The organism is Leptotrichia sp. (assembly GCF_057270615.1).
This window is the reverse complement of the sequence record NZ_DBHIXN010000124.1, coordinates 1-1,830: the sequence shown is the minus strand read 5'-3', so window position 1 is coordinate 1,830 and position 1,830 is coordinate 1. Positions and strand designations below refer to the sequence as shown.

The window sequence follows — 1,830 nt, the reverse complement described above, 5'->3', positions numbered from 1 at the left end:
TTCAAGTAATCCTCCTCCACATCTTCCGGCATATTTTAAGAACTCCCTGAAATCTACTTTTGCTTCTATATCATATAGCTTTTCAATTTTAGTTATTTCTTCTTCACTGTATCCTATTGCCTTTCTTTCATTTTTCTTTAGATATTCTTTTAGTATATCCATATATCTTTTATTCATCTTATCTTCCTTTCTCTTACGGATTTATTCCTGTTGTTCCTTCATAAATGGTTATTCTCATATCAGGATTATCTTTTGCAAAATCAAACATTGAAGAATTACAGTTTGGACACATACCTCTCACTTCTTTTATAGTAACTTCTTTTGGAGCATTTCCACACCTTGCTTTAAACTTCTATTTATAAACAGATTCCACTTTTTCTATTCATATTATTAAATATTTCTATAACTATATTTTAATAGACAGATTTCTTTTTAGCCATAATAAAAAACCTCCAAATATTATATAGTTATTTTATCATATATTATTTAGAGGTTTAAACAAAATTCTGGACACTCTCATTTATTTTATTTTTCCATTTTTGTATGTTTTTCTCTTTTTATCTTTATAAGTTTCTTTTCTATCTGAAATTTCTATAATTAATATTAATAAAATATCATTTTTTATTTCAGCTACGATTCTATAAGAGCCTACTCTATATCTCCATAATCCTTTTAAATTTCCTGTTAGTGCTTTTCCTCTTTGCTTTGGATTTTGTGTACCTATTAAATTTTCTGAAATCCATTTTTTTAGAAGTTTAGCAATTGCTTTATTTGATTTAATTAATTTTTTTAGATCTTTTTCTGCAGATTCAGTAAATTTTACTTCATAAAATTTTTTTTCCATTATAATCCTAGCCTTTTAAAAACTTCTTCAGCAGAAGCATTTTTTTCAGATTTTGAATTTTCCCATCTTCTTAATATTCTTTTTTCATCTTCTTCAGTTATTTCATCATATATTTTGTCTAAAATTAAATTACGGACAAAAGATGACATATTAAGATTATTTATATTTGAATATTCTTTTAAAAGTTCTAAATCTTCTTTTTCCATTCTCAATGATAATGTAGGCATTTTTTATCCCTCCATTTGTAATATTTATATTACAATTGTACCAAGTATTATTCTGTTTGTCAAGATATAAAAAATTTTAAGATAGTAAATCGATATGGATTTTACTCAAGATGTATTTCCGATAAACTCAAAAAAACAATTGAACCTTTTAAGAGAAATGTTGCAGAAATATTCCTTTTATACAAAACTTTTTGAATGCCCCCTTTTTACTATCCTAACTGTAAAGGTGAACTACTCCCGTTTTTAGAAGCGGAAGCTTCTTGGGAAGTATCTGCTTTTGTTAGCCAAATATATTTACCAAGCTCTTCGGGTAGTTCCTACCCTGTTTTTTTGTTTCCTAATATTTTAACATTTCTTTTCCAATATCTCTTATATTCAGTGCCGCATTGTAATCTCTATCAATTTCAATTCCACAGCACTCACATTTATAACTTCTTTCTGATAATTTCAGTTCCTCTTTAATATTTCCACATTTACTGCAAGTTTTCGACGATGGAAACCACTTATCTATCTTCAAAAATTGTTTCCCTAAAAACATCAACTTGTACTCAAGCATCCTCAAAAACATTCCCCATCCATTATCTCCTACACTTTTACCAAAATTTAATGCCTGGCTCATCCCTTTCATATTCAAATCCTCAACAACCACAGCATTGTATTCTTCAGACAATTTTTTCGATAATTTATGCAAAAAATCTCTTCGACAATTTTTGATATACTCATGCAATCTTGATATTTTCATTTTTTGTTTATACCAAT

At 27.3% G+C, this 1,830-nt stretch carries 3 protein-coding genes; all 3 read right to left on the bottom strand.

Annotated features, from left to right (window positions below):
- Window positions 1-520 precede the first annotated feature (520 nt).
- Window positions 521-844 (bottom strand): type II toxin-antitoxin system RelE family toxin, encoded by a 324-nt coding sequence (locus ACO409_RS10820; protein ID WP_211616978.1) that lies wholly within the window; start codon window positions 842-844, stop codon window positions 521-523.
- A complete protein-coding gene (locus ACO409_RS10815; RefSeq protein ID WP_147003377.1) occupies window positions 844-1,071 on the bottom strand; it encodes a DUF6290 family protein in 228 nt (75 codons plus the stop codon). Before ACO409_RS10815 ends, ACO409_RS10820 begins: the two co-directional genes overlap by 1 nt.
- Before the next feature lie 337 nt (window positions 1,072-1,408).
- A partial coding sequence (locus ACO409_RS10810; RefSeq protein WP_485557152.1) for an RNA-guided endonuclease InsQ/TnpB family protein occupies window positions 1,409-1,830 on the bottom strand: 422 nt, incomplete at its 5' end.

What these genes read in the sequence shown, in the direction of transcription:
- ACO409_RS10815 (WP_147003377.1), bottom strand. Translation starts at nt 1,071, where the DNA reads ATGCCTACATTATCATTGAGAATGGAAAAAGAAGATTTAGAACTTTTA.
- ACO409_RS10820 (WP_211616978.1), bottom strand. Translation starts at nt 844, where the DNA reads ATGGAAAAAAAATTTTATGAAGTAAAATTTACTGAATCTGCAGAAAAA.